The organism is Mycobacterium sp. (genome assembly GCF_040509115.1).
Taxonomy (GTDB): domain Bacteria; phylum Actinomycetota; class Actinomycetes; order Mycobacteriales; family Mycobacteriaceae; genus Mycobacterium.
This window is the reverse complement of the sequence record NZ_JBEVLO010000119.1, coordinates 1-6,098: the sequence shown is the minus strand read 5'-3', so window position 1 is coordinate 6,098 and position 6,098 is coordinate 1. Positions and strand designations below refer to the sequence as shown.

The 6,098-nt window shown below is 65.6% G+C and carries 7 protein-coding genes; 6 read left to right on the top strand and 1 reads right to left on the bottom strand.

Annotated elements, in window-relative coordinates; translation table 11 throughout:
* The 4 genes from ABW137_RS09325 to ABW137_RS09310 form a co-directional block, all read left to right on the top strand.
* On the top strand, positions 1-323 hold a 323-nt coding region (locus ABW137_RS09325), incomplete at its 5' end, for an SDR family NAD(P)-dependent oxidoreductase (RefSeq protein ID WP_526399141.1).
* A gap of 40 nt (positions 324-363) precedes the next feature.
* Positions 364-1,176: an LLM class F420-dependent oxidoreductase gene (locus ABW137_RS09320; RefSeq protein WP_526399139.1), complete on the top strand. Its 813-nt coding sequence runs from the start codon at positions 364-366 to the stop codon at positions 1,174-1,176.
* Between the two features lie 132 nt (positions 1,177-1,308).
* Positions 1,309-1,884, top strand: a complete 576-nt coding sequence (locus ABW137_RS09315; protein ID WP_526399142.1) for a TetR/AcrR family transcriptional regulator — start codon at positions 1,309-1,311, stop codon at positions 1,882-1,884.
* A gap of 192 nt (positions 1,885-2,076) precedes the next feature.
* Positions 2,077-4,446, top strand: a complete 2,370-nt coding sequence (locus tag ABW137_RS09310; RefSeq protein ID WP_526399137.1) for an alpha/beta hydrolase — start codon at positions 2,077-2,079, stop codon at positions 4,444-4,446.
* Between the two features lie 10 nt (positions 4,447-4,456).
* Here the strand turns inward: ABW137_RS09310 and ABW137_RS09305 are convergent, their stop codons facing one another.
* Positions 4,457-5,125 carry a response regulator transcription factor gene (locus tag ABW137_RS09305; protein WP_526399135.1) on the bottom strand — a complete coding sequence of 223 codons (669 nt, stop codon included), beginning with the start codon at positions 5,123-5,125 and terminating at the stop codon, positions 4,457-4,459.
* A 134-nt stretch (positions 5,126-5,259) separates the two neighbouring features.
* Here ABW137_RS09305 and ABW137_RS09300 point away from each other — a divergent pair, with 134 nt between their 5' ends.
* On the top strand, positions 5,260-5,439 hold the full coding sequence (locus ABW137_RS09300; protein WP_526399133.1) for a DUF6131 family protein: 180 nt from the start codon (positions 5,260-5,262) through the stop codon (positions 5,437-5,439).
* 33 nt (positions 5,440-5,472) lie between these two features.
* Positions 5,473-6,063 (top strand): hypothetical protein, encoded by a 591-nt coding sequence (locus tag ABW137_RS09295; protein ID WP_526399131.1) that lies wholly within the window; start codon positions 5,473-5,475, stop codon positions 6,061-6,063.
* The last annotated feature ends 35 nt before the right edge of the window (positions 6,064-6,098 follow it).

The following is a 6,098-nucleotide window of genomic DNA, read 5'->3' as shown; positions in this document are numbered from 1 at the left end:
CATCCGGCTCCGCACTACGCGGCATGCCGGAGTTCATCTGCTACTCCGGCACCAAGTTCGCAGTACGCGGCATGACCCAAGTCGCCGCCGCCGAACTCGGACCCGACAACATCCGCGTCAACGTCATCCACCCCGGCTGCATCGACACCCCCATGCACCAACTGAACACACCCGAACGCCAAACCATGCTCCTAGACCGGATACCGCTCAACCGCTTCGGCGGATCAGACGAAGTCGCCAACCTGGCGGTCTTCCTCGCCTCCGACGAATCGGCCTACGTCACCGGCAGCGACTTCCAGATCGACGGCGGAATCATGCTGTGACGCTTGCCAACAACCGATGACCCTCAGAAGGAGACGAATCATGGAGCGAAACATCAGAATCGGCGTGCAGCTGAACCCCGCGGGAATACCCGACTACCCGGCGTGGCGCGCCGCGGTGCTGCGCGCCGAGCAACTGGGCACCGACGTGATCTTCGGGTACGACCACTTCCTGTCGCCGAAGGCCGAGATCCCCGGTGCGGAACCCATCCCAGCCGGCACCCCCGAGTTGACGAACTTCGAAGGCTGGACGGCACTGGCGGCGTGGGGTGAGGCGACCACGCGGGCCGAGATCGGGTTGCTGGTCACCGGCATCGGTTTCCGCAACCCCGACCTGCTGGCCGACATGGCCCGCACCGTCGACCACATCAGCGGCGGACGCCTCGTCCTCGGGGTGGGCGCGGGGTGGTTCGAGCGAGAGTACGCGACCTACGGTTACGACTTCGGGACCGTCAAGTCCCGGATGGACCTGTTCGACGACGGTCTGCTGCGGATCAAGAATCGCCTGCAGCAGCTGACGCCACCGCCGGTGCGCAAGATTCCCATCCTCATCGGCGGTTCCGGGGTGAAGCGCACGCTGCCCGCCGTCGCGCGCCACGCCGACATCTGGCACTCCAAACTCCCGATCGCCGCCTACCGTGACGCCACCGCCCGCGTCACCGAGCTCGCCGAGGGCTTCGGCCGGACCGGCGCCGACATCGAGCGCTCCGTCAGCTGGGAGGACGAACGCAGTTCCGACGAGTACGCCGGCGCGGGAGCGACGCTGTTCATCATCGAACTCTGGCCTGACGCAGACGGATACGACTTCTCCACGCTGGAGCAGATGCTGAAGTGGCGGGACGCGCGGTTGGGTTAGTGGCGCCATGCGACACTTCGAGGCCGCCTGGAATGTAAACTGACGCGACTTGGTCGTCAGGAGGTCGGCGCAGTGCCAACTCGAACGCAGCCGGTGCGGCCGCGGCGGACGCAGGCTCAACGCAGTGCCGAGATGCGCGAACGCCTGCTCGACGCCACGGTCAGCGTCCTGATCGAACACGGTTTCGCCGGCACCACGACCGCGCGTGTGGTGGAGGCGGCGGGGGTCACCAAGGGAGCTCAGCTTCACCACTTCCCGTCCAAGGAAGGCCTGGTCGTCGCGGCCATCGACCACCTCGCCCGGCAACGGGCACGGACCGCCATCGGCACCATCGCAGAAGCTCGCAACACGCCGGATCCTGCTGTGGCAGTGCTCGATCTGCTCTGGGAGGCACATCAGGGACCGATGTTCGTGGCAACCGTGGAGCTGTGGGTCGCGGCGCGCACGAATCCCGTTCTCCTGCAAGAAATCAAGCGGGTCGAACCCCTCGTCAACGACACCCTGGCCGCGGCCGTCGCTCAGGTGCTCCCCGACGGTACGCGGCAGAAGAATCTCCGCAATGCCGTCTATACGGCAATGGATGCCCTCCGCGGCGTGATGGTGTTGAGCCTCGTCGACGACGACGCCACGATCACACGGCGTCGCTGGGACCGCGCATGTGAGGATCTGCGCAAGGTCATCGCCGATGGCATGAAGCGCGCCACGTAGCCAACAAAACGGTCCGCCCACCTCGTAACGGAGTGTGCCGACTTCCCGGCGGGTTCCAACCCCAGCAACTCACCGCAGCAGATACTGCCTAACAGGACCACGTTCGCCACGCGGTAGGCGCTCCCGATGCACCTTGCATACCGGCTGGAACGGATGTTAAATTGCGATCTCCATCGGGGGAGGGAAAGCGCCATGGGTGCTGGGAGACATGTGGGTCGCGTCGGCGGGCTTGCGGTAGCTCTGGGTATCGGCACTGCGGTGTTCATCGGCCACGGAGTGGCCTCTGCAACAACCGATTCCGAGGTGTCCCAGACCCAGACCGATTCGGGGCAGACCACCGACCAGCCCCCGCCGACGGGAGCCGCGGTCGCACCCGAGACCGCCGACGCGGAGGACGAGGTGGTCGCGCTCCCCCTCGCTTCGCCGGGCACGCCTCATCAAGACACCGCCGAGGACCGCAACGAACTCGCTCCCGATCCGGCCGGAGGTTCGGCGCGGGTCACGGCGCAGACCAATACGGGCAGCCTTCCCGCCAAGGACGGCCCGGAGGTCGAGATCGCCGGGTCCAGCGTCCTGAACTCTGAGTCAGACAGTGCGCCAACGGAACCAACACCCGACCCGCCGGAATTCACGACCCTGCTTGCAGGCGCTCGGCGCGAACTCGCGGCGGAGTCCACCGCCACCAGCCCGGTAGCGCCACCGAGCGCGATTCAGTACGCGCCGACCCTTGACGTCACGAACAACGTCATCACCGGCACCAACACCGCGGCGACCACGATCAACGGCAACCCCATCACCTACTACGTCGTCAGCGAGGCGGCCGACGGCGGAAAGATGGGAATCGACTCGGCCACCGGCAACTTCGCCATCCTGCCCTACCAAACGGCACTCACGTCGGGCAGCGAAAAGTACACGGTACTGGCCGCCGAGACCACGCCATTGGTCGCGGACCTGACCGCAATTCCGATCATCGGGCAGGCAGTCGTGCTGCCCATCCTGCTGCAGCTGTATCAGATGCCGGGTGTGAACGTCATCCTCGCCCCGGTGATCGGCACCTCCACGATGACGCCGGTGACGGTCACTCCGAGCGCACTCAACACCACCGGGAGACCACTGGCCTTCACGGTGATGGTGACGTCGTTCGATGGCACCCAGATCAGTACGAACTACTTCCCGATGTCGGACCTGCCGTCGGGGCGGACCGCCCCCACGATCTTCGTCGGCTCTGGCGCGGCCACGCGGTCCGTGGTCAACCCGTACATGACCAATCTCGAACCGGTGCAGAGATTTCGAGACGCCGGTTACAACGTCGTGACGTGGGATCCGCGCGGAGAGTACTACTCCGGCGGGGTGCTCGAACTGGACAGCGCTCAGTTCGAGGGCCGAGACATGCGGGCGATGATCGACTACGTCGCGGGCCTCTCGACCACCGAACTGGACGCGCCGGGCGACCCGCGGATGGGCATGATTGGTCTTTCCTACGGCGGCGCAATCCAATTGGTGACGGCCGCAACGGACACGCGGGTAGACGCCATCGCTCCACAGATCGCCTTCAACAATCTGCAAAGTGTTCTGTCACCGTATGACGGCGCCGCCAGGACGTCGTACGCGCTGCTGCTTCTCCTGAACTTTCTCGTGACGGGCGCCAGAGTGGATCCCGCCCTCGCCCCTGCCATCGTCATCGGCTCGCTGACGGGCCAAATCCCGGGCTTTGCAGAGTCATTGGTGGACAACGCCGGCCCGGGGAGGCTCGCGGAGAAGGTCAAGATTCCCACGCTGCTGATCCAGGGCATCCCCGATCCGATCTTCCCGCTCGCGCAGTCCTTGATCAATGCCGGGATGATCGAGGCAAACGGCGGTCCACTCAAGCTGATCTGGTATTGCGGCGGCCACGGCACCTGTCTGACCCCTCCCGGAGACGATCCGGACTGGGTCGACGGGCAGACCCTGGACTGGATGAACAAGTACGTCAAGGAGGAGAGGGTCGACACCGGCCCGGCGTTCCAATGGGTCGACCAGAACGGCGACTACTACGCGTCGGACGTCCTTCCCACGCGGGCCGACTTCTACGGCACCTCCCTCCTCACCACCGGCCCGGGCGCGCTGTTGCCGATCATCCCGGTGATCGGCGGCTCCGGTCCGAGCATCGCGTCGCTCCCCTATGCGCTTGGCGACGGCTCGCCGGCTGGAAACGCCGTCAACGTTCCGATCACGAACCCGACCCGGACCACTCAGGTCGTCGGCGCCCCCACGCTCACCATGACCTACTCCGGCATCGGCACCGGCAGGGTCGTCTACGGCCAGATCGTCGACAGGACGACCGGTCTCGTCGTCGGCAACCAGGTGAGCCCCGTGCCGGTCACATTGGACGGCAACCAGCACACCGTGAGCGTTCCGATGGCCGACATCGTCTACACGATGACGCCGGACTCCCACCTCGAACTTCAGATCGTCAGCTTCGCCACCGCCTGGGCAAGCCTCACCCAGTTCGGAGCCATCGACGTGCAGAGCGTCCGCCTCGAACTGCCCACGGCGGCCAACGCCACGGCGCTGTCACGCTAGGGCCACCCGGCTAGGGGCCGCCCTTCCAGTGTTCGATGCGGTTGTGGTCGGGGGTGAAGCCATGCTTCACGCCCCACAGCACGGCCTGGGTGCGGCTGCCGACGTCGATCTTGCGGTAGATGGTCCGAATGTAGGACTTGACGGTATTGGGGCTGAGGTAGGTCAGACGCGCAACGTCGGCGTTGCTCTTGCCCTGGGTGATGAGGGCGAGAATCTCGGCCTCCCGGTCACTCAGACCCTCCCCGCGGCCGGGCCAGTCCAGCCCCTGGGCGCTGCGTGCCCGCATGGGGACGTCGCTGACCACCCTCTCGCCGGCGTGCACGGCCTCCAGCGCGGCGACCAGTTCGCGGGCAGGCAACGTCTTCGACAGGTAGCCGTGCGCGCCGTGTTCGGTGGCGCTGGCGATGAGATCGGGGTGGAAGTTCCACGTATAGACCACCACTCGGCGTGCCCGGGGGTTGGCCACCAGCTCACCGATCTCCTGGTGATCCGACTCCGGCTGAGCGAACGAGTCGTACAACACGATGTCGACGGTGTCCTCGAGAGGCATCGTGGCGTCCAGCTCGGCGACGATCACACGGTCTCGGTAGCGGTCGAACATGTTTGCCACACCCTTGACGACGACGTCGTAGTCATCGACCAACGCCACCGTGATCGGACCGTCATCAGACTTGGGCACGGTCTCCAGATTACCGCCCTAGGGGTGTATTAGAACCCTCCCTAGGGGTGTCGACTGGAGGCAACGCCGAGCAGCAGCCCGGCGGACCCGAAAATCACGCGTCATCCGGCGCGGCATCACGAAAGGCGTTCGTCATGATTGTCTTTGGCGTCATCCTCATCATCTTGAGCTTTCTGCTCCCCGTCTTGATCCCCACGTTCGCGTTCGCCCACATCCTCCTGGTAATCGGCGTCATCTTGCTGGTCGTCGGGGTGATCTTGGCGATCCTCGGGTCCGCGGGCCGCGCCGTCGGCGGCCGTCGCCACTACTACTGACACCCGCGAGACAACGAGTAGAGAGGAACGAAAATGCCTGTCTGGCAATGGATTGTAATTGCGGTGCTCATCTTGGTGGTCCTGGCCGTGCTGATCCTGGCACTGTCGATGACCGGTCGAAGGAAGAGCAAGGGACTGCAGGAAAGATTCGGTCCGGAGTATCAGCGGACCGTCTCGGAGACCGGTGACACCCGGAAGGCCGAAAAGCGACTCATGCGCCGCGAGCACGAGCGGGCCAAGCTCGACATCACGCCACTCTCCGCGGAGGCAGCCCGGGCATATGCCCAGCGTTGGCGGGGCGTGCAGACCGCGTTCGTCGACACCCCGGCGCAAGCGGTCGGCGACGCCGACCGTCTGGTCACCGAGGTGATGAGCGCACGGGGCTACCCCGTCGACGACTTCGAGAAGCGGTCCGCCGACATCTCGGTCGACCATCCGACCGTGGTCGAGAACTACCGGGCGGGCCATGCCATCCACCTCGCGGCCGAGTACGGCGACGTCGGCACCGAAGCGCAACGTCAGGCCCTCGTCCACTACCGCGCCCTATTCGAGAAGCTGCTCGACGAGGGCGCCGATCAGCACACCCCACAGCACACCAGCACCCATCGAGAGGCGAACTCATGACCACCAACGACCAACGCACTGCAGCCGTACCGTCC